The sequence below is a fragment of the Microbacterium sp. GCS4 genome (assembly GCF_001262495.1).
Taxonomy (GTDB): domain Bacteria; phylum Actinomycetota; class Actinomycetes; order Actinomycetales; family Microbacteriaceae; genus Microbacterium.
Genome location: NZ_LGYE01000002.1, coordinates 210,517 through 229,443 on the forward strand (window position 1 = coordinate 210,517; position 18,927 = coordinate 229,443).

Annotated in this window: 19 protein-coding genes; 11 read left to right on the top strand and 8 right to left on the bottom strand. The window is 69.5% G+C overall.

Going from position 1 to position 18,927, the window contains the following annotated elements; genetic code table 11:
- Positions 1 to 33 precede the first annotated feature (33 nt).
- Complete coding sequence (locus tag AKH00_RS08240; RefSeq protein ID WP_050722253.1) at positions 34 to 810, top strand: enoyl-CoA hydratase-related protein; 777 nt, start codon at positions 34 to 36, stop codon at positions 808 to 810.
- A 19-nt stretch (positions 811 to 829) separates the two neighbouring features.
- Here the strand turns inward: AKH00_RS08240 and AKH00_RS08245 are convergent, their stop codons facing one another.
- The 3 genes from AKH00_RS08245 to AKH00_RS08255 are packed head-to-tail and all read right to left on the bottom strand — an operon-like array spanning position 830 to position 2,278.
- The gene (locus tag AKH00_RS08245; protein WP_050722254.1) at positions 830 to 1,273 is read right to left on the bottom strand and encodes a YdeI/OmpD-associated family protein; all 444 of its coding nucleotides are present in this window, start codon (positions 1,271 to 1,273) and stop codon (positions 830 to 832) included.
- Positions 1,270 to 1,740 (bottom strand): SRPBCC family protein, encoded by a 471-nt coding sequence (locus tag AKH00_RS08250; protein WP_050722255.1) that lies wholly within the window; start codon positions 1,738 to 1,740, stop codon positions 1,270 to 1,272. The genes AKH00_RS08245 and AKH00_RS08250 overlap by 4 nt, the downstream gene beginning before the upstream one ends.
- A 1-nt stretch (position 1,741) precedes the next feature.
- On the bottom strand, positions 1,742 to 2,278 hold the full coding sequence (locus tag AKH00_RS08255) for a MarR family winged helix-turn-helix transcriptional regulator (protein ID WP_050722256.1): 537 nt from the start codon (positions 2,276 to 2,278) through the stop codon (positions 1,742 to 1,744).
- Positions 2,279 to 2,388: 110 nt separating this feature from the next.
- On the opposite strand from AKH00_RS08255, the gene AKH00_RS08260 reads away from it, so the two are divergent.
- Genes AKH00_RS08260 through AKH00_RS08270 form a run of 3 tightly spaced genes read left to right on the top strand, consistent with a single transcriptional unit; the run spans position 2,389 to position 5,818 of the window.
- Positions 2,389 to 3,165: an electron transfer flavoprotein subunit beta/FixA family protein gene (locus AKH00_RS08260; RefSeq protein WP_050722257.1), complete on the top strand. Its 777-nt coding sequence runs from the start codon at positions 2,389 to 2,391 to the stop codon at positions 3,163 to 3,165.
- 2 nt (positions 3,166 to 3,167) lie between these two features.
- Complete coding sequence (locus tag AKH00_RS08265; RefSeq protein ID WP_050722258.1) at positions 3,168 to 4,139, top strand: electron transfer flavoprotein subunit alpha/FixB family protein; 972 nt, start codon at positions 3,168 to 3,170, stop codon at positions 4,137 to 4,139.
- 2 nt (positions 4,140 to 4,141) lie between these two features.
- The gene (locus tag AKH00_RS08270; protein WP_050722259.1) at positions 4,142 to 5,818 is read left to right on the top strand and encodes a cytochrome b/b6 domain-containing protein; all 1,677 of its coding nucleotides are present in this window, start codon (positions 4,142 to 4,144) and stop codon (positions 5,816 to 5,818) included.
- A 131-nt stretch (positions 5,819 to 5,949) separates the two neighbouring features.
- On the opposite strand, the gene AKH00_RS08275 is transcribed toward AKH00_RS08270, so the two are convergent.
- A complete protein-coding gene (locus AKH00_RS08275) occupies positions 5,950 to 6,456 on the bottom strand; it encodes a GNAT family N-acetyltransferase (RefSeq protein ID WP_050722260.1) in 507 nt (168 codons plus the stop codon).
- A 130-nt stretch (positions 6,457 to 6,586) separates the two neighbouring features.
- On the opposite strand from AKH00_RS08275, the gene AKH00_RS08280 reads away from it, so the two are divergent.
- The 6 genes from AKH00_RS08280 to AKH00_RS08305 all read left to right on the top strand — a co-directional run bounded on the left by AKH00_RS08280 (position 6,587) and on the right by AKH00_RS08305 (position 13,968).
- Positions 6,587 to 7,147 (top strand): acyl-CoA thioesterase, encoded by a 561-nt coding sequence (locus AKH00_RS08280; RefSeq protein WP_050722898.1) that lies wholly within the window; start codon positions 6,587 to 6,589, stop codon positions 7,145 to 7,147.
- A 4-nt stretch (positions 7,148 to 7,151) separates the two neighbouring features.
- Positions 7,152 to 8,003, top strand: coding sequence for a sugar nucleotide-binding protein (locus tag AKH00_RS08285; RefSeq protein WP_050722261.1), 852 nt, complete (start codon positions 7,152 to 7,154; stop codon positions 8,001 to 8,003).
- A 142-nt stretch (positions 8,004 to 8,145) separates the two neighbouring features.
- Positions 8,146 to 10,722, top strand: a complete 2,577-nt coding sequence (locus AKH00_RS08290) for an ATP-binding cassette domain-containing protein (RefSeq protein WP_082297509.1) — start codon at positions 8,146 to 8,148, stop codon at positions 10,720 to 10,722.
- The gene (locus tag AKH00_RS08295) at positions 10,719 to 11,774 is read left to right on the top strand and encodes an ABC transporter permease (RefSeq protein WP_050722262.1); all 1,056 of its coding nucleotides are present in this window, start codon (positions 10,719 to 10,721) and stop codon (positions 11,772 to 11,774) included. Before AKH00_RS08290 ends, AKH00_RS08295 begins: the two co-directional genes overlap by 4 nt.
- The gene (locus AKH00_RS08300; protein WP_050722263.1) at positions 11,767 to 12,828 is read left to right on the top strand and encodes a rhamnose ABC transporter substrate-binding protein; all 1,062 of its coding nucleotides are present in this window, start codon (positions 11,767 to 11,769) and stop codon (positions 12,826 to 12,828) included. The genes AKH00_RS08295 and AKH00_RS08300 overlap by 8 nt, the downstream gene beginning before the upstream one ends.
- Before the next feature lie 126 nt (positions 12,829 to 12,954).
- On the top strand, positions 12,955 to 13,968 hold the full coding sequence (locus AKH00_RS08305) for a LacI family DNA-binding transcriptional regulator (protein ID WP_050722264.1): 1,014 nt from the start codon (positions 12,955 to 12,957) through the stop codon (positions 13,966 to 13,968).
- Between the two features lie 55 nt (positions 13,969 to 14,023).
- Here AKH00_RS08305 and AKH00_RS08310 read toward each other — a convergent pair whose 3' ends face one another.
- The 4 genes from AKH00_RS08310 to AKH00_RS08325 form a co-directional block, all read right to left on the bottom strand.
- Positions 14,024 to 14,686 carry a nucleoside/nucleotide kinase family protein gene (locus AKH00_RS08310; RefSeq protein ID WP_050722265.1) on the bottom strand — a complete coding sequence of 221 codons (663 nt, stop codon included), beginning with the start codon at positions 14,684 to 14,686 and terminating at the stop codon, positions 14,024 to 14,026.
- 53 nt (positions 14,687 to 14,739) lie between these two features.
- Complete coding sequence (locus AKH00_RS08315; RefSeq protein WP_050722266.1) at positions 14,740 to 15,540, bottom strand: ATP-binding cassette domain-containing protein; 801 nt, start codon at positions 15,538 to 15,540, stop codon at positions 14,740 to 14,742.
- Positions 15,541 to 15,550: 10 nt separating this feature from the next.
- Positions 15,551 to 16,546, bottom strand: a complete 996-nt coding sequence (locus tag AKH00_RS08320; RefSeq protein ID WP_050722267.1) for an ABC transporter permease — start codon at positions 16,544 to 16,546, stop codon at positions 15,551 to 15,553.
- Between the two features lie 79 nt (positions 16,547 to 16,625).
- Positions 16,626 to 17,648, bottom strand: a complete 1,023-nt coding sequence (locus AKH00_RS08325) for a substrate-binding domain-containing protein (RefSeq protein WP_050722268.1) — start codon at positions 17,646 to 17,648, stop codon at positions 16,626 to 16,628.
- 155 nt (positions 17,649 to 17,803) lie between these two features.
- On the opposite strand from AKH00_RS08325, the gene AKH00_RS08330 reads away from it, so the two are divergent.
- Positions 17,804 to 18,799 carry a LacI family DNA-binding transcriptional regulator gene (locus AKH00_RS08330; protein WP_235556758.1) on the top strand — a complete coding sequence of 332 codons (996 nt, stop codon included), beginning with the start codon at positions 17,804 to 17,806 and terminating at the stop codon, positions 18,797 to 18,799.
- Positions 18,800 to 18,927 lie beyond the last annotated feature (128 nt).

The window sequence follows — 18,927 nt, forward strand, 5'->3', positions numbered from 1 at the left end:
TACTGGAACCGACAGCCGACGGAGAGGGCCTTCATGACCGAGTACGAGACGATCCTGGTCGAGCAGCGCGGACGCGTCGGATGGATCACCCTGAACCGCCCGCAGGCGCTGAACGCGCTGAACTCCCGCCTCGCGGAGGAGATCACCGCCGCGGCGCAGGCCTTCGACGCGGATGACGGCGTCGGCGCGATCGTCGTCACCGGGTCCGAGAAGGCTTTCGCTGCGGGCGCCGACATCAAGGAGATGGAGGGCATGTCCGCGGCCGAGATGCTCGACACCGACCACTTCGGCATCTGGCACGAGTTCGCCGCGGTGCGCACCCCCATGATCGCCGCTGTCTCGGGCTTCGCGCTCGGCGGTGGCTGCGAACTGGCGATGATGTGCGACATCATCCTCGCCGCCGACACCGCGAAGTTCGGTCAGCCCGAGACCAACCTCGGCGTCATCCCGGGCATGGGCGGCACGCAGCGGCTCATCCGGGCGGTCGGCTACTACAAGGCGGCGGAGCTCGTGCTCTCCGGGCGACTCATGGACGCGGCGGAGGCGGAGCGCTCGGGTCTCGTCTCGCGCGTCGTCCACGCATCCGACCTGATCGCCGAGGCCACGACGCTCGCCGACACGATCGCCTCGAAGTCTCTGCCCTCGCTGTTCGCGGCGAAAGCGGCCCTGGATGCGGCGATGGAGACCGGTCTCGCCGACGGCCTGGCCCACGAGAAGCAGGCGTTCGCCGCCCTGTTCGACACCGCCGACCAGAAGGAGGGCATGGCCGCCTTCCGGGAGAAACGTGCACCCGACTTCCAGAACCGCTGAGGCACTGTCGTCGGACGCGTCAGCCCCGCAGCGACTCCACGATCTTGGCGATGCGCCGCTCGCGCGTCTCCTCCTGCTTGGCCTCGGCGACGGTGCGGGCGTGCTCCTTGCGCACCGAGTACGAGAGGGCGTCGAAGGCCGAGCGCAGCGCCGGGTCGGCGTCGAGCGCCGCCGCGAGTGCGGGCGGGACCTCGACCGTGCGCTCGGCGCCGTCGACCCGGATGACCGCGTCGACCTCCTGGTCGATCTCGACGCCGAGGTCTGCACGCACGGCCTTGCTGAAGCCGATCATGTTCTGCCCGCCCATTCGCGCCAGGCGCAGGCGGGCGGTGCGGCCGCCGATCGTCACGGCGACGGGGAAAGCCTTGCCCGCGCCGAACGAGGCGACCTGCTCGTCCGACAGGATGATCGCCGCGGCGGGGCCGCGGCCCTCGAGGACGGTGTGCAGACGCAGTTCGCTCATGGCGACAGAGTACGCCCACGCCCCTCGATCTCGGCGGTGATCGTGTCGTTGCGCTCCTCGATGAGCCGCTGCAGATACGTGCGCATCACGAGGCGGTCGACGAGCCGTCCGAGCGGACCGAACGGCGACCGGAACGTGATCGTGTCGCGCATGAGCGTTCCCCGCGGATGCTCCTCGAACTCGTGCACGTGCAGGAACGCCCCGAACGGGCCGGCGATCTGCCGATCGCGGAAACCCCGCGGCGGGTCGATGTCGAACACGAGCGAGCGCAGCCGGAACGGGATGCCGAAGTGGCGCGCGCGCCAGGTGACGGTCGAGCCCTCGCTGAACACCCCGCCGGCCGGTGCTTCGACCATGGTCTCGCCGTGTCGTGCCATCGACCGCACGTGCAGCCCGGGGTCGAGCGCCGCGGCGAAGACCTCGGCCGGGGGAGCGGCGATCACCCGCTCGAGCACGAAGCGCGCCATGTCAGAGGGCGTCGGGCTGTGGGCGGGGGTCGGCGAAGTCGCCGGCCGCCTTGCGCATGCGCGCGACGATCGCGACGAGCTCGGTGGCGTCCTCGCGGCTGATGCCCGGGTCGACGAACACCTCGGAGTTCAGCGCGGTCGTCGCACGCTCGACCAGGATGCGACCCGAGTCGGTGAGCGCGAGGAGAGCTGCGCGACCGTCGTGCGGGTGCGGTTCGCGCACGATGAGCCCGTCGCGCACCAGGCGCTCGGCCGTGCTCGTGACGGTCGTCGCGTGCACCTGCAGTCGGGCGACCACGCTCGACAGCGGGAGGCGTCCGGAGCGGCTGAACGCCAGCAGACGCAGCATCTCGTAGCGGGCGAAGCTCAGCGCGAAGGGCTTGAGCGCGGCATCCACTCGGGCGAGGAGCAGCTGCTGCGCGCGCATCACGGAGGTGACGACGGTCATGCCGTCGGCGGCATCCGTCCATCCGTGCGCGAGCCATTGCCGCTTCGCTTCGGCGAGCGGATCGACGGGGAGCGGACGGGATCGGACCACGGTTCTACGGTAGGGCATGGCGGGACGCGCGGCGCGTTGGTCCTCGGTCGCTCGTCGGATGGTACTCAGTTTCAGCGCGCTAGAATCGAGGCAGTCGTGAGGAGCAATCGATGAAGATCTTCGTCCTGGTCAAAGAGGTGCCAGACACCTACGGCGACCGCGTCCTGAACCTCGAGACCGGGCTCGCCGAGCGCGGCGCCGGAGACGTGGTGCTCGATGAGATCACCGAGCGGGCTCTCGAGGTCGCGCTGAGCCACGCCGACAAGAACGAGGGCACCGAGGTGGTCGCTCTCGCGATGGCCCCCGAGGGTTCGACCGCGTCGGTACGCCGCGCTCTCGCGATCGGCGCAGGATCCGCCGTACACATCGCCGACGAGGAGCTCGTCGGCGCCGACCTGGGCCTCACCGCCGACGTGCTCGCGGCCGCGATCCGCCGCGGCGAGCCCGACCTCGTCATCACCGGCAACCTCTCGACCGACGGCTCGGGCGGCGTGATCCCCGCGATGCTCGCCGAGCACCTCGGCTGGGCGCAGGCGACCGCGCTCACCTCCGTCGAGATCACGCCGGAGGGAGTCACCGGCACGCGCGCAGCGGATGCCGGTGCGCAGTCTGTCTCGGCCCCGCTGCCCGCCGTGATCTCGATCACCGAAGCGCTGCCCGATGCCCGGTTCCCGAACTTCAAGGGCATCATGGCCGCGAAGAAGAAGCCCCTCGAAGTGCTGTCTCTCGCCGACCTCGGTGTCTCCGCCGATCCGGCGGCAGCGCCGCGCACCATCATGACCGCGGTGTCGGAGAAGCCTCCGCGCGCGGCGGGCGTCAAGATCGTCGACGAGGGCGACGCCGCCGAGAAGCTCGTCGAGTACCTCGCGCAGAACAGGCTGGTGTGACCATGGGCTACCCCGAGAACCCGATCCTCGTGCTCGTCGACGTGATGCCCTCGGGTGACGTCGCCTCGAGCACCGCCGCGCTGATCGGCGCCGCATCGACCATCGGATCTCCCGTCGCGCTCGTCGTGGGCGGGGCGGAGGGCGCCGCGGCGCAGGCGGCCGCTGCCGGAGCATCCGTCGTGCTCACTGCCGATGCGGATGCCGCCACGCTCACGACCCCGGTCGTCGACGCGCTGCAGTCGGCCTTCGCGCAGGTGCAGCCCGATGCCGTGCTCGTCTCGAACTCCATCGCGGGCCGTGATGCCGCCGGACGGTTCGCCGTGCGCGCGAAGCTCGCACTCTCCGTCGACGCGGTCGGCATCTCACGCGACGACGAGGGCATCGTAGCTCACCACTCCGTGTACGGCGGGGCGTACCTCGTCGACTCGGCGCCCACGTTCGCTGCGCCCGTCATCACGGTGCGTCAGGGCGCGGTCGAGGCGCGGGCCGAAGCCGTGGAGTCGCCGACCGTCGAAGCGCTCGCGGTCACGGCATCCGAGGTCCCCGCTGCGACCGTCGGCGCGATCGAGGCCGTCGAGCAGGCGTCGTCGAGGCCCGAGCTGCGCGGTGCGACGCGCGTCGTCTCGGGCGGACGCGGTCTCGCCTCGAAGGAGAAGTTCGTGCTCGTCGAGGAGCTCGCCGACGCGCTCGGCGCCGCCGTCGGAGCATCCCGGGCCGCGGTAGATGCGGGCTACATCCCGCAGTCGCACCAGGTCGGGCAGACAGGGGTCTCGGTGTCGCCGCAGCTGTATGTCGCTCTCGGCATATCCGGCGCGATCCAGCACCGCGCGGGCATGCAGACCTCCAAGACGATCGTCGCGATCAACAAGGATGCCGAGGCGCCGATCTTCGACGTCGCGGACTTCGGCATCGTCGGCGACGTATTCACCGTCGTGCCGCAGCTCATCGCGGCTCTCGAGGCGCGGAAGAAGTAGCCATGGCAGAGCGGATGCTGCGCCGCGGCCTCCCGCGCACGCCCGGTGGTGAGCCGTGGCCTCCCGGCGGTGTGGTCGTGGTGGTTCCGGGCACCCCGGAGGCCGAGCCTCCGGTCGTCGAGCCCCTGGTCGCTGAGCCCCTGGTCGCTGAGCCCCTGTTCGTTGAGTCTCCGGCCGCGGCCTCTCCGGTCGTCGACTCTCCGATCGTCGAGCCCTCGGTCGTCGAGTCTCCGGTCGCTGAGTCCTCGGTCGTTGAGCGAGCGGAGCGAGACGAAACGCGCCCAACCGCCGGCACGACATTCCGCCGCGGACTCCCGCGCACGCCGGGCGGCGAGCCCTGGCCGCCTGCAGGCTCGCAGGCTGCGGCGCCGAGCGGAGCGGAACGCGTTTCGTCTCGGTCGACTCCGTCGTCCTCGCTCAACGACCGGGGAGCTGAGCCTTCTTCGCCGGACGTTCGGGTGGCGGCGCCGTCTTCGACCGACGTTCCGGCGGCTGCCGCTTCCGTGGTGGCCTCGCCGACGGCATCCGTCCGCCGAGGCCTGCCCCGGACCCCCGGCGCCGAGGCCTGGCCGCCCGCGGGCACAACCCCCGCGCCATCCGCATCGGCCCCCGCGACGGGTGCCGCAGCCGCCTCGACCGCGTTCGCCACGCCCACCGCCACGGCTACGCCCACCGCTACGTCCGCGGTCGTGTCCCGCGACGTCTCGACGCCGCTGCGATGGAACCGCACCGTGTGGAACGGCCGTGCGCCTCGTCACGTGGCCGCGGCCCCGGCATCCGCTCGTCGACGCCCGACGTGGACGCAGGGCATCGCCGTGCTGCTGGGCGCCGCGGCGCTCGGCATCCTCGCCGGAGCCGCGATCGCCTTCGTGCGGACGCTGCTGAGCCTGCCGTTCATGCAGGATTTCCTCATGGCGTTCCCCGGCGAGTACGAGCCCGCCGTGCACGTCGAGCCGGGATTCGCGCCCTGGATCGGCTGGCAGCACTTCTTCAACGTCTTCCTGATGGTGCTGATCATCCGCTCGGGGCTGACGATCCGCACCGAGAAGCGTCCGACAGCGTTCTGGACACCGCGCAACAACCCGAAGGGCAAGGTCAGCCTGACGATCTGGTTCCACCAGGCACTCGACGTACTGTGGCTCGTGAACGGCGTGATCTTCGTGGTGCTGCTGTTCGCGACGGGGCACTGGGCGCGCATCGTGCCGACCAGCTGGGAGGTCTTCCCGAACGCGCTGTCGGCGGCGCTGCAGTACGTGTCGTTCGACTGGCCGCACGAGAACGGGTGGAACAACTACAACAGCCTGCAGCAGCTCGCGTACTTCGCGACGGTGTTCCTCGCGGCGCCGCTGGCCGCGATCACCGGCTTCCGCATGTCGGGGATGTGGCCCAAGAAGGCCGAACGACTCTCGAAGGCCTACCCGATCGAGTGGGCGCGGGCACTGCACTTCCCGGTCATGCTCTACTTCGTGGCGTTCATCATCGCGCACGTCGCACTCGTGATGCTGACCGGGTTCCTGCGCAACCTCAACCACATGTACGCCTCGCAGGATGCCGTCACCTGGACCGGGTTCTGGGTGTTCGTGGCCTCGCTCGTGGTGATCGCGGTCGGCTGGGTGGCCGCGCGACCGCTCGTGATCGCGCCGATCGCGAAGCTCTTCGGGAACGTGTCCGGGCGCTGAGTCGCGGCGCATCTTGCGCCGCCCACGTCGACGCCCCCGCCGGTTGCCGACGCCCCTGCTGAGAAGCGAATCTCAGAGGGGGCGTCGGCGCTCAGCAGGGGCGTCGGCGCCGCAAGGGAACGGCGCGGGGCTCAGCGCGTGAAGCGGACCTCGGTCAGCGTCTCGCCGAGGAACGGCTCGGTGTGGCTGGCGCCGTCGAGCGTGAAGCCGTTACGCGTGTAGAACCGGTGCGCGCGGGGGTTGTCCTCGGCGACCCACAGGTACAGCGGCTCGTCCTTCTCGACGGCCGCGTCGAAGAGCTTCTGGCCGATGCCGGTGCCGTGCCACGCGTCGAGCAGGTAGATGAAGTACAGCTCGCGGAACGCGGGGGCGTCCTTGTCGCGGGCGGGCCCGGAGCCCACGAATCCGACGATCTCGCCGTCGACGAGGGCCGCGTTCATGGTGAACTCGGGCCCCTGAGCCGCCCAGTGCGTCCACAGTTCGGCCATGCGCCGGGGCGAGACCTTCTCGAGCGCGGCCTTGCTGATCAGGTGGTCGTAGGTCTCGTGCCAGCACTGCGCGTGCACGCGACCAAGGGCTTCCGCATCCACATCACGGACCGGACGGACGATGACTTCGGGGTGGGCTTCGGCGCTCATGCGGTGACTCTACGCGCGGCATCCGGGATCGTGAAATCGAGCAGGATGCCGAAATGCCGCTGTAACAACGTGTGGAGGAATCGCACAATGATGTTCGCGGATCGTGCACCGATGGCTACGATCGATCCTCGTGAACGTGATCTGGCGCACCCTCCTCGTCATCCTCGCCGCCCGCCGCCGTGTGCGCCGCGGCAAAGCCCTCGATCCCACGGCCGTCGGCACCGTGCGGCTCACCACCCTGCCGAGCGACATCGACATCCTGCGGCACATGAACAACGGCCGCTACCTGTCGCTGTTCGACCTCGGCCGCTGGGACCTGCTCATCCGCGCCGGCCTGTTCGACGCCATGAAGGAGAACGGCTGGTACGCGGTCGTGTCGAGCGAGACGGTCACGTTCCGCAAGTCGCTGCAGCTGTGGCAGCGCTTCGACGTGCAGACCCGGTTCATCGGCCATGACGAGAAGGCGGTCTTCATGGAGCATCGCGCGGTCGTGAAGGGCGAGGTCTACGCTCGGGCGATCGTGAGGGCGCGGATGCTGCGCCGCACCGGCGGCACCGTCAGCAACGAGGAGCTCTTCGCCGCTGTCGGCAAGCCCGAGGGCGTCCGCGAGATCGACGCGTGGGTGCACGACTGGGCCGCGGCCTCCGCGCTGCCGCCCGTGCGCACGCCCGCCCCGAGCGACTGGAGCTGACGCCGTGACGGATGCCGCGGGCCGGCGCCCCGGACGCACGCTCATCGTCGGCTGCGGGGCGCTCGGCACCGCGCTCGGGGAGCGTCTCATTGCGGGCGGGAACGAGGTCACCGCGATCCGGCGCGATGTCGCGGGGCTGCCGTCGGCGTTCGCGACGCTCGCGGCCGATCTGCGGCATCCGCTCTCCGCGTCGCTGCCGCGCTTCGAATCGGTCGTGATCACGCTGCCGCCGGGCATCGGCGGCGAGGGGTCGATCTACCCCGCGGCCCTCGCGCACATCGCGGAGGCGCTGCCAGCGACGCCCGAGCGGGTGCTGTTCGTGTCGTCGACGCGGGTGTTCGAGGGCTACACGGGCGAGAGCTTCGGCGGCGACGGCGGACGCGCGCCGCTCACCGAGAACGACGAGCCGCGCCCGACATCCGAGCGCGGAGAGGCGCTGATCGACGGCGAACGACGCGCGATCGACCTGCTGGGCGCCGTGATCGTGCGCCCGGCCGGCATCTACGGCCCCGGGCGCGACTCCCTGATCCGCCGGGTGCGCGAGGGCGCGCCCGTCGACCACGAGCGCCGCACCAACCGCATCCACGAGCACGACCTGGTGCGCCTGCTGGAGGTGCTGCTGCGGGCCGAGGCGCCGCCCGCTCTCGTGCACGCGATCGATCAGGAACCCGTTCAGCTCGGTGAGGTCGTGGCGCACATCGCGGCGCGGCTGGGTGCCGCGGTCCCGCCGCAGACCGAGGGGGATGCCGGCGGCGGAACGGTGCTCAACGGGGCTCGCGCCCACGCGCTGCTCGGCGAGCTCGCCTATCCGACGTTCCGCGAGGGCTACGACGCGATGCTCGACGCCCGCGCGTGATCCTCCCCGCCTGATCCCCGCGCTTCCCGCGGCGCGAGCGTAGATATGCGCATACCTTCGCGCAAGCGCTTGCGCATACGAATTCAAACGCGGGAACATTCCTCGGTCGCTCGATTCCACAACGACGTGAGGAGACGCCACCATGAGCACCGAACCACACTCGGAGATCGCCGAGAACCCGCGCACCGACCCGCCCGATCACGCCACCGTGCTGGTGGCCGACCATCTCGCGAAGATCTACGGCTCGACGATCGCCGTCTCCGACCTCAGCCTCACTCTGCGACGCGGCGAGGTCCTCGCCCTGGTCGGCGAGAACGGGGCGGGGAAGAGCACGTGCGTCAAGATGATCGGCGGCGTGGTCCGCCCGGATGCCGGCGTCATCACCCTGCGCGGCGAAGAGGTGACTTTCGACGGCCCCCGGGATGCACAGCGGCAGGGCATCGCCGTCGTGCACCAGCATCCGGGCCTCTTCCCCGATCTGTCCATCGCGGAGAACATCTTCGCCGGCAGGCCGCTGCGCACCAAGGCCGGACTGCTCGACAACCGGGCCATGGAGGACGAGGCGAAGCGACTGACGGCCGAGCTCGGTCTCGACCGCGATCCGACCACTCCCGTCGGACGCCTGCGCATCTCGGAGCAGCAGCTCGTCGAGATCGCCCGAGCGCTGTCGATCGACGCCGCGGTGCTGATCCTCGATGAGCCCACCGCCGCGCTCACCACGAGCGAGGTCGACAACCTCTTCACCGTGATCGACACCCTCAAGGCACGCGACGTGGCACTCCTGTTCGTCGGGCACCGGATGGAGGAGATCTTCCGCATCGCGACCCGCATCACGGTCATGCGCGACGGCGGCTACATCGCCACCGTCGAAACCGCGCAGACCGCGGAAGACGAGATCATCCGGATGATGGTCGGTCGGGAACTCGCCGAGCCCCTCGTTCGCGAACCCGTGACCCCCGGTCCCGTCGTCCTCGAGCTGGAGGACCTGAGTGCGAAGGGTTCCTTCGAGGACGTCTCGCTCACCGTGCGCGCCGGAGAGATCGTCGGTATCGCGGGCCTCGTGGGAAGCGGGCGCACCGAGGTAGCGCGAGCCGTGTTCGGCGTCGATCGCCCGGACTCGGGTCGGATACGCCTGGGCGGTTCTTCTGTTCGCATCCGCTCCGCCGCGCAGGCGATCGAGCTCGGCATCGCCTACGTCTCAGAGGACCGGCGGGGGCAGAGTCTCGTGGAGGACTTCTCGATCCTCGACAACGCCACCCTCCCGGTCATCGGCTCGTCGACCAGGGTGGGACTCATCAGTCGGCGTCTCGAGCTCGACCGCGTCGCCGGGGCTCTCGACAGGATGCGCCTGCGATTCCAGAGCTATCTCCAGCCCGTAGCCACCCTCTCGGGCGGCAACCAGCAGAAGGTGGTGCTCGCGAAGTGGCTCGCGACGAACCCTCGACTGCTCATCCTCGACGAGCCCACCCAGGGCGTCGACGTGAACGCGAAGGCCGAAGTGCACCGCATCATCGGCGAGCTCGCCTCCCAGGGCATCGCGATCCTGCTCATCTCCTCGGACATGCCCGAGCTGCTCGCCCTCGCCGACCGCGTCGTCGTCATGCAGCACGGCCGTCTCGTCGCGTCCTTCGACGGTGACGCGATCGACCAGTTCGACATCGGCCGCGCCGCGACCGGAACGGTCTCCACGGTCCCCTCGGCCACGACCACGACGGCGGAGAAGCGCATCACGCGCCTGCAGACCGGCCGCGCCCTGTCGTGGCTGCTTCGCCAGCGCGAGATCGGACTGCTCGTCGCCCTCGCCGTGGTGATCGTGCCCCTCAGCCTGCTCAACACCAACTTCTACAGCCCGTCGAACATCGCCGACCTCGGCATCTACTCGTCGCTCCTGGGGATCGTCGCGCTGGGCCAGATGCTCGTGATCCTGACCAGGAACATCGACCTGTCGGTCGCCAGCACTCTCGCCCTCTCCGCATACTGCGCCGCGGCGACGATGAGAGCTCTTCCCGACGCCACCCCTCTGCTCGGCATCGCCGTCGCGCTGGTCGTCGGTCTCGCCTGCGGCGCGCTCAACGGCGTGCTGGTGGCCTACGGCGGTGTGCCCTCCATCGTCACCACCCTGGGGACGCTGGCGATCTACCGCGGTCTCCTGTCTGTGATCTCTTCGGGCGACAGGGTCAAACCGGACGACGTCAGCGACGACTGGCTCGGATGGACGCGCGCCCATCCCCTCGGCATCCCTCTCATCGTGCTGATCGCCGTGCTCGTGGTGGTGACCGCGATCGTGGTGACCACGTCCACGAGAGCAGGACGCGAGGTCTACTACGTGGGCTCCAACCGGGACGGCGCCGAACTCATCGGCATCGACGCCCGCCGACGCACCTTCGCGGTGTTCGCGGGATCCGGCCTTCTCGCCGGCCTCACCGGGTCGATGTGGGCGTCCTGGTACCCCTACGTCGACGGCCAGGTCGCGATCGGGCTCGAGACGCTCGTGATCGCGGGCGTCGTCGTCGGCGGCGTCGCCCTGCGCGGAGGCTCGGGCACCGTGATCGGCGTCGTGATCGGCACAGTCGGCCTGCTCACCATCCGCAAGGTGCTGACGATCGCCGGGGTCTCCGACCAGTACCTGCAGGCCGTGTACGGACTCGCGATCATCGTCGCGGTCACCGCGGATGCGGTGCTGATGCGCCGCTCGACCCGCACCGGAGGTGTGCGATGAACCTCACCGTCCCCTGGCGCGAGCGCCTGCTGTCGTGGGAGTGGCTGCTCGGCGCGTTCGCGATCGCCGTGCTCGTCTACGCCTGCATCGCGACGCCCGGCTTCGCCGACGCCTACAACCTGGAGTCGTCGGTGGCGCGGATGGCCCCCAAAGCGCTGCTCGTGCTGCCGCTGGTCCTACTCGTCATCGCGCGGGAGATCGACATCTCGGTCGCGAGCATCGCCGGGCTCTCCGGGATCGTTTTCGGGATGCTGTACCAGTCCGGTGTGCCGCTCTGGCCGGCGGTACTGGGAGCCCTCGTCGTCGGCGGCGCCTGCGGCACGATCAACGCGATACTCGTCGCCCTCCTGCGACTGCCGTCGCTCATCGTCACACTCGGCACGCTCGCCCTGTTCCGGGGGCTCTGCTACGTCCTCGTCGGCGGAACGCCGATCTCTGCGGTCCCGCCCGAGCTGATCGACTTCTCGTACGGACTGGTGCCGGGAACGGTGGTCCCGACCGCGATCGTCCCGTTCGTCGTCCTGGCTGCCGCGACTGCGGTGATCCTGCATCGGATGCCCTTCGGGCGCCGCGTGTACGCCATCGGGGGGAACCCCGACACCGCCCGGTACGCCGGCGTGCGCACCACTCGGATGCTGATCACGATGTTCATCGCCTCCGGCGTCGTGGCGGCGCTGGCGGGTGTGATCCAGGTCGGGCTCACGTCGTCGGCCACGCCCGACGGCATGATCGGGTTCGAGCTCGACGCCCTCACCGTGGTCTTCCTCGGCGGTGTCAGCTTCCTCGGCGGCAGGGGCAAGATCTCTGGCGTGCTGTGGGCGCTGGTCGTCGTGATCGTGGTTCGCAGCATGCTGCAGCTGCAGAACGTCGGCGCCTTCGGGCAGGCCGCGGTGATCGGCGTCATCCTCATCGCCTCCCTTCTTCTCGCCGACACCGTGTCGCGAGTCGCCCGGTCGCGCGCCACGGCATCGGCTCGGGCATCCCGTTCGTCGGTCCCGACCGGCGACGGGGACACCACCACTGGTTCAGCAAAGGAGCACCACAATGCATAAGTCCGTCCGCACCGCCGCGTTCGTCGGCATCCTCGGCCTCGCCTCCGCGTCGATCGCCCTCACCGGTTGCTCGGGATCGACGAGCATCGACGCCGGATCCGGCGCACCGGCCGCCGATTCCTGCACTGATGGCCCCATCACGATCGGCATCATCCCCAAGCTCGGCGACGACCCGTACATGACCACCGTGCGCGACGGTGCCGAGGCTGCGGCCGAGGATCTCGGAGAGGGCGATGAGATCGTCTACACCTCGCCGAGCGAGGCGACCGGTGCCGCGCAGATCCCGTTCGTCCAGCAGCTGATCTCTCAGGGCGTCGACGTCATCGCGATCTCCGGCAGCGACCTGGACGGCGCGGCCGCCGAGCTCAAGAAGGCTCAGGAACGCGGCATCAAAGTCGTGTCGTTCGACTCCGACGTCGCCTCCGACGCCCGCAGCATCTTCGTGAACCAGGCCGAGACGTCGGAGCTCGGCACCAAGATGCTCGACAGCATGAGCGAGCTGGTCGACGGCGAAGGTCAGTTCGCCGTGCTCTCGTCGACGCAGACCGCGGTGAACCAGAACGCCTGGATCGCGGACATCCGCTCACGGATCTCCGCGGACCCCGCCTTCGCCGGGCTCGACCTCGTCGACGTGGTCTACGGCGAGGAGAAGGCCGACGTGAGCGCGAACCGCGCGAAGGAGCTGGTGACGAAGTACCCCGATCTCAAGGGCATCATCATCCCTGCGGGGATCTCGCTCCCCGCGGCGGCGACCGCGCTGGATGAGTCCGGCGACCTCGGGCGCGTCAAGCTCACCGGCCTCGCGCCGGCATCGCTGATCAGCGACTACATTTCCAGCGGCGACGTGCAGGACATCTGGTGGAACGTCACCGACCTCGGTCGTCTGACCTTCGCGACGGCCAAGGCCCTCGCGTCGTGCACGACGACGGGCGCCGTCGGGGAGACGTATGACGCAGGGGACCTGGGCACCTACACCGTCGGCGACGACGGTGTCGTGATCCTCGGCCCGGCGACCGTCGTCACGCCGGAGAACGTCGACGAGTTCGCGTTCTGAGCCCAGGGGGTGGCGGGTCGAGCGAAGCGACCCGCCACCCCCGTCCGCGGCGAGCGCAGTGCCCGGCCTCTGATGATCGGGCCTACTCTGATCGAAAATCCGCTCGCACCGACCGAGAGGGGCGCCATGGTGACCATGATCGATGTCGCGCGACTGGCCGGCGTCTCGCAGAGCACCGTGTCGCACGTGATCAACAAGACGCGGCGGATCGCTCCCGAGACGGAGAAGCGCGTGCTCGACGCCATCGAGGCCACCGGGTATGTCAACGACGGAGTGGCCCGGTCGCTGCGCACCGGTCGCACCGGCACCGTGGGCCTCGCCGCCTCGGCGCTGTCGAACCCCTACTTCGCGGACGTGGTGCACATGATCGAGCAGACCGTCAGCGCTGAGGGCCTGACGCTGGTCCTCGTCGACACGCACGACGAACCCGAACGGGAGGTGCGCAGCATCCGCGAACTGCTCTCGCGCCGACCGGACGGCGTGATCATCGCCCCCAGCGCGAGTCCGGCCCGAGCTTTCTCCCTCCTGGCACGCCGGGGTGTTCCCGCCGTCGCGCTCGACCGCATCCCGAGGACGACGCTCGCCCCCACTTTCGACTCCATCGGGGTGGAGAACACCGAGTCGACGGCCGCCCTCGTCGCTCACGTCGTCGCGCGCGGGCATCGCCGGATCGGCTTCGTCGCCCCGAGGCGCGGTCTCAGCACCACCGAGGAGCGAATAGCCGGCTATCGGCTCGGGTTGCAGCGTGCCGGTATCGACGCCGACTCGCGGCTCGTCGTCTCGTCCGACCCCGACCCCGATCGCCTCGAGGAGACGGTCGCCACTCTGCTCGGCACGCGGCCCCGGCCCACGGCGCTCATCGTCGGGAACAACCAGCTCACGATCGAGACGATGCGGGTGCTGCGCGATCTCGGAGTCGTCGTGCCCGACGATCTCAGCATCGCCGCGTTCGACGACTTCCGGTGGGCGGATCTGTTCGCCCCGCGTCTGACCGCGATCCGCCAGCCGGTGGAGATGCTGGGTCGCGGTGCCGCGCAGCTCCTTCTCTCGCGACTACGCGACCCGCACCTGCGCTCACGATCGGTGACGTTGCCGACCACCCTTCAGATCAGGGACTCGGTCGCCCCCGCCGTGCGCTGAGCGGGAGCCGCGCCGACTCCGGACGAGAGGGACGGCTTGGCCGCGGACCCCGACCTCACCGTCGAACGATGCGCACGATCAGATCCGCGCGCCCCGCGGTGTCGGCGACGACCTCGGCGTTGCGCTGATCACTGCCGAACGACCTGACCCGCGCGACCTCGGGCGTCAGGCCGAAGCGCTCGTGCCGCGCGATGAGCTGCGCGAGTCGCTGATCCTCATCCGTCGCGAGGAACCACATCTCGTCCACCAGCGCACGCACGTCCCTCCACGGCCGTTCCTGCAACAGCAGATAGTTGCCCTCGGTCACGACGAGTGGGACATCGGACCGCACCGGGATGGAGGACCCCACCGGCTCCTCCAGGTCACGGCGGAACTCGGGAGCGTAGACGATCCCGTCAGCTCCGTCTGCCGCCTCCCACGGCTGGTCGCGGATGCGTCGCATCAGAGCCAGGTACCCCCAGGCGTCGAACGTGTCGTCCGCGCCTTTGCGCCCCTGCATCCCGAGTTCCCGGAGTCGGGACCCGGAGAGATGGAAGCCGTCCATCGGCACTCTGACCGCGGCGGCCGCCCCCAGAGCCTCCACGATGTGCTCCGCGAGCGTGGATTTCCCGGCCCCGGGGGCCCCGGCGATGCCGAGGATGCTCCGGCGCCCCGGCACACACAGGGACCTGGCCCGTTCGACGAGCTCCTCGACGGTCGCCTCCCACATCGACGGCATCCGTTCGTCCCTCCTGATGCTGCGCGGTCGCTCCGCCCGATCGCGTCTCGACGTCACGCCCCACCTGCGGCCTCGAGGTCGGTCGGGCGCTCGGCGCCCGTCATCAGGGCGACGACCTCCGACATGGAGCGCGCCTTCGGATCGACGACACCTGCGCGCCGGCCGAGGCGGTGGATGTGGATCCGGTCCGCGACCTCGAACACGTGCGGCATGTCGTGACTGATCAGGACGACGGGGATCCCCCGGTCCCGGATCGTCTTGATCAGCTCGATCACCTGACCCGATTCGCGGACCCCCAGGGCCGCGGTCGGCTCATCCATGATGATGACCCCCTTGCCGAACGCCGCCGCGCGGGAGACGGCCACCCCCTGCCGCTGCCCTCCCGACAGGTCCTCGACGGCCTGGGTGACCGACGTGATGCCGATCTTCAGATCGTCGAGGTGACTCTTCGCCTCAGCACGCATCGCCGGGGCGTCCAGACGGCGGAAGAGGGTCCCCATGATCCCCTTTCTGCGCACCTCCCGCCCCAGGAAGAGATTCGAGGCGATGTCCAGAGCCGGGATCACGGCCAGGTCCTGGTACACCGTCTCGATGCCGTGCGCCCTCGCGTCTCCGGTGCTGCGGAACGTCACAGCCTCACCCCCCATCCGGATCTCCCCCTGATCCGGGATGATCGCGCCGGCGAGAGCCTTGATGAGACTCGACTTGCCTGCGCCGTTGTCGCCGATGACGGCGAGCACCTCGCCCCGACGGAGGTCGAAGTCCGCTCCGTTGATCGCGGTGACGCTGCCATACCGCTTGACGAGTCCTCGCGCCTGCAGCGCGAGCGTCTCAGTGGTGGTCTGTCCGCTCATGTCCGGCTCCTCACCGCGTCGTCGAGCGACGCATGACCTGGTCGACGGCCACCGCGACGATGACCAGGACTCCGGTCGCGATGTTCTGGTAGAGGTTGTCGACGCCCGCGAGGGTGAGTCCGTTGCGGAGGACGCCGACGATGAGTGTCCCGATCAGGGTGCCGAGCACACCCCCTCGGCCGCCGAACAGGCTGGTCCCACCGATGACCACCGCGGTGATCGTCTCGAGGTTGGCGTTCTGGAAGGCGTTGGGATCGGCGTTCGGGATGCGCCCCAGCGCCGCCCATGCGGCGATCATCGCGATGACGCCCGCCACGAGGTACACCGACAGGGTCGTCCTGTTCGAGCGGACGCCCGACAGTCTGGCGGCCGCCGGGTTGCCGCCCACCGCGTAGACGTGCTTGCCCCACGCCGTCTGCGTCAGCGCATAGCCCACCACGAGGTAGACGAGGATCATCGCGATGACTCCGTACGTCGTGCTGAACGCCCCGATCCGGAACGTCGTGCCGAGGAACGTGACCACCGGGTCGGTGACCGGAAAGGTCTGCGACCCGGCGAACAACCGGGTCGCCGCGAAGATCGCCGTGAACGTGCCCAGGGTCACTATGAACGGAGGCAGCCGCAATCCTGTGACCAGCCCGCCGTTCACCGCTCCGAGGGCGACGCAGACCAGAAGCGTGATGAGGAGCCCGGCGAAGGCTCCGATCTCGCCCGCGGTCTGCGCCAGCACGATCGTTCCGAGGACGGCGATGGCTCCGATCGACAGGTCGATGCCCGCTGTGAGGATGACGAGCGTCTGAGCGACGGCGAGGATGCCGATCACCACGGACTGCTGGAGGACGAGGGACAGATTGCCCGCCGTCAGGAAGCGCGGCGAGAGGATGCTGAAGACGATCACCGCCGCGAGGAGGGCGATCGAGGATCCGAAGAGCGGGGCGCGCACGAGAGAGCTGAGCGCTCTGGGACGCGGAGGCGCCACCGGGGTGGCAGAGGTGGGTGTCGACATGGAAGTGCTCCTTCTGCGGAGAGCGGACCGTGCGGGAGAGGACGCACGGTCCGCTGGTCGGGAATCGGGGCGCCGGGGCTCAGCCCCAGCAGTTCTCCGCACCCCAGGCGGTGTCCTGCGACTCCACTCCGTCGACGGGCGAGTCTGTGATGAGAGTCGATCCCGTGTCGGTGAACCCCGACGGCTTCGTGCCGTCCTGGGCGAAGGCCACGACCGCGGCGACGCCCTGCTCGGCCATCTTTCCCGGGAACTGCATCACGGTCGCTCCGATGATCCCCTTCTTCACGTTCTCGACGCCGGTGCAGGAGCCGTCGATCGACCCGATGACGATCTGGTCCTCGAGTCCGGCGGCGAGGATCGCCGCGTACCCGCCGGCGGCCGCCGGCTCGTTGATCGTGTACACCGCGTTGGCATCGGGAGCACGCTGCAGGAGGTTCTCCATCGCGGTCTGCGCCTTGGTCTGATCGCCGTTGGTGTTCTCCTTGCCGAGGATCTCGGGCGAGTCCTCGCTGAGCCCGATTCCTTCGAGAAACCCCTCGTGGCGGAAGGTATCGACCGTTCCACCCGCGGTTCCGTCCAGCATGAGCACGCGGGGTTCGTCGCCGTCGAGGCTGGCGCGGACCCATTCGCCCTGCGCGACGCCGGCCGCGTGGTTGTCCGTCGCGAAGGTCGCGTCCACCGCGTCCTCGGGATCCGTGGCGGTGTCGAGCGCGATGACGAGTACGCCGCTGTCCCTGGCCTGCTCGATGGCGGCGAGGATCCCCGCTGACGAGCTCGGGGTGATGAGGATGCCGGAGACGCCCTGGCTCACGAGGTTCTCGATCGCCGCGACCTGGCCCTCATTGTCGCCGTCGAAGGCCCCGGCGAGGGCGATGAGCTCGGCGCCGTTGTCCTCCGCGGCCTTCTTGGCGGCTTCGCGCATGTTGACGAAGAAGGGGTTCGAGTCGGTCTTCGTCACGAGGCCGATCTTGATCGAGTCGTCGGACGACGGCGAATCGGCGCCGTCCTGGTCGGCCGTCCCGCAGGCTGCGGTGGCGAGCAGTGCGCCGGCTGCGAGCAGCACGCCTGCGGCCCTCGTGAGTCGTGTGAATCTGACGTTCATGGGAGAACTCCTTTGATCTCGCTGTGTCCAACCTTGGTGAGGACGATCATGACACACGGGCAAGCGCTTGCGCAAGCGCTTGCGCAAGCGCTGTGCGCTAGATTCGACGACAGGGCCGATCGCCCTGTCGTCGAGGAGGTGCCATCGTGGTCACGATGGATGAGGTCGCGAGGCACGCGGGAGTATCGACGACCACCGTCTCGCACGTGCTGAACCAGACCCGCAAGGTCAACGAGGACACCCAGCTCCGCGTCGAAGCAGCCGTGGCCGAGCTCGGATACCGCCGCAACTCGGTCGCCCGCACGCTCGCCGGAGGACGCTCGCACACCGTGGGACTCGCGATCTCCGGACTCGCCAACCCCTACTTCGGCCCGCTCATCCACACCGTCGAGCGCCGCGTCTCCGAAGCCGGCTTCGTGCTCATCCTCGGCGACACGCACGACGAGGCCGCGACCGAACTGAAGGTGATCGATTCGCTCCTGGACCGCCAGGTCGACGGGTTGATCGTGGCACCGTCGCCGGGATTCGCCGACGCCGCAGCGGCGCGCGTCGCGGAGTCGGACACCCCGGTGGTCTTCGTCGACCGCGGCGCGCCCTTCGACTGCGACAGGGTCACCCCCGAGAACCGGAGGACTGCAGACCAGCTCACGACGCATCTGATCGAGCACGGCCACCGGCGCATCGCCGCCATCGCCGGTCTCGCCGGTCTCGACTCGACCGACGAGCGACTCCAGGGATATCGCGACGCCATGAAGCGAGCGGGCCTCCCGATCGACGAGGCCCTCATCCTGCGCGGTGACTCGCGCACCGAGAACGCCGAACGGGTCGTCGGCGCCATGCTCGGAGAATCCGATCGCGCCACGGGCATCGTCGCCTTCAACAACGCCATGACTCTCGGAGCCATGCGTGCCGCGAAATCCGCCGGCCTGCGGATCCCCGACGACCTCGCTCTCGTCTCTTACGACGACTTCGAGTGGGCCGATCTCTTCACCCCCGGCCTCACCTGCGCCGCGCAGGACGTCGCGGGACTCGGACGCGTGGCCGTGGAGCTGCTGTTCGATCGCATGGAGGGGGACACCAGCCCGTTCGCGCACCGAGTGATCGACACCACCTTCCATCGGCGGGACTCCTGCGGCTGTCCAGTCGCCTGATGCCTCCGATGACCCGCTCGATGCGTGTCCACCCGCAGGATCCGGCACGTACCGAATAATCGTGTCGGGCTGAGGATCCGTCTCGACCGGAGACCTCGAACGGCTCGCCCACCGTCAGCCGCACAGCA

Coding starts and splice junctions, on each gene's coding strand:
- AKH00_RS08260 (WP_050722257.1), top strand. CDS start 2,389: ATGAAGATCTTCGTCCTGGTCAAAGAGGTGCCAGACACCTACGGCGAC.
- AKH00_RS08320 (WP_050722267.1), bottom strand. CDS start 16,546: ATGTCGACACCCACCTCTGCCACCCCGGTGGCGCCTCCGCGTCCCAGA.
- AKH00_RS08290 (WP_082297509.1), top strand. CDS start 8,146: ATGAGCACCGAACCACACTCGGAGATCGCCGAGAACCCGCGCACCGAC.
- AKH00_RS08295 (WP_050722262.1), top strand. CDS start 10,719: ATGAACCTCACCGTCCCCTGGCGCGAGCGCCTGCTGTCGTGGGAGTGG.
- AKH00_RS08325 (WP_050722268.1), bottom strand. CDS start 17,648: ATGAACGTCAGATTCACACGACTCACGAGGGCCGCAGGCGTGCTGCTC.
- AKH00_RS08240 (WP_050722253.1), top strand. CDS start 34: ATGACCGAGTACGAGACGATCCTGGTCGAGCAGCGCGGACGCGTCGGA.
- AKH00_RS08310 (WP_050722265.1), bottom strand. CDS start 14,686: ATGCCGTCGATGTGGGAGGCGACCGTCGAGGAGCTCGTCGAACGGGCC.
- AKH00_RS08315 (WP_050722266.1), bottom strand. CDS start 15,540: ATGAGCGGACAGACCACCACTGAGACGCTCGCGCTGCAGGCGCGAGGA.
- AKH00_RS08245 (WP_050722254.1), bottom strand. CDS start 1,273: ATGAGCGAACTGCGTCTGCACACCGTCCTCGAGGGCCGCGGCCCCGCC.
- AKH00_RS08265 (WP_050722258.1), top strand. CDS start 3,168: ATGGGCTACCCCGAGAACCCGATCCTCGTGCTCGTCGACGTGATGCCC.
- AKH00_RS08330 (WP_235556758.1), top strand. CDS start 17,804: ATGGATGAGGTCGCGAGGCACGCGGGAGTATCGACGACCACCGTCTCG.
- AKH00_RS08270 (WP_050722259.1), top strand. CDS start 4,142: ATGGCAGAGCGGATGCTGCGCCGCGGCCTCCCGCGCACGCCCGGTGGT.
- AKH00_RS08305 (WP_050722264.1), top strand. CDS start 12,955: ATGGTGACCATGATCGATGTCGCGCGACTGGCCGGCGTCTCGCAGAGC.
- AKH00_RS08275 (WP_050722260.1), bottom strand. CDS start 6,456: ATGAGCGCCGAAGCCCACCCCGAAGTCATCGTCCGTCCGGTCCGTGAT.
- AKH00_RS08300 (WP_050722263.1), top strand. CDS start 11,767: ATGCATAAGTCCGTCCGCACCGCCGCGTTCGTCGGCATCCTCGGCCTC.
- AKH00_RS08250 (WP_050722255.1), bottom strand. CDS start 1,740: ATGGCGCGCTTCGTGCTCGAGCGGGTGATCGCCGCTCCCCCGGCCGAG.